The organism is Lelliottia sp. GFLA7 (genome assembly GCF_056490165.1).
Genome location: NZ_JBWLAQ010000080.1, coordinates 1 through 445 on the forward strand (window position 1 = coordinate 1; position 445 = coordinate 445).

A 445-nucleotide genomic window follows, 5' to 3' on the forward strand; every position below is an offset into this window, starting at 1 on the left:
GAGAGTGGGTTTCGGTCCATCGAAAGGGAAACACGTGCGCTCGCGGAGGCAACTCGCACGGTCTCGTACTCGGATACTTCCGGACCGTTCTACGGCTGCTATGAGGCAGCCAGCAAGAACGTGGGTTGGGTGCCAGAGCCCAGCCCCGAGATGGTGGTCGTGAACTTCGACCGGCAGGAGATGCTGGATCCACTGCTTTTCGCAGACGGACCATCGTTGATGGAGTTCAGCCCAACCGGACGCGGCGGCGTGATGACAGCAACGCTGACCGCGCTCTCGGTTTCCACTGGCCGAGAAGGCAGTTGGGGCTACACACACCGGGGAGCTTCGCCATCGTTCCCAGGGAGGACCGCACCGGATTCACCGACATATCCTCTCGCCTTCGCGATGCGTCGTCGGATCGGTTCGAAGACCGGACCGGATCAGATGGCACCGTGACCAGATT

At 61.6% G+C, this 445-nt stretch carries 1 protein-coding gene; it reads left to right on the forward strand.

The features are described 5' to 3' along the window. A partial coding sequence (locus AC07RN_RS21245) for a hypothetical protein (RefSeq protein WP_478337257.1) occupies positions 1-438 on the forward strand: 438 nt, incomplete at its 5' end. Positions 439-445: the final 7 nt, after the last annotated feature.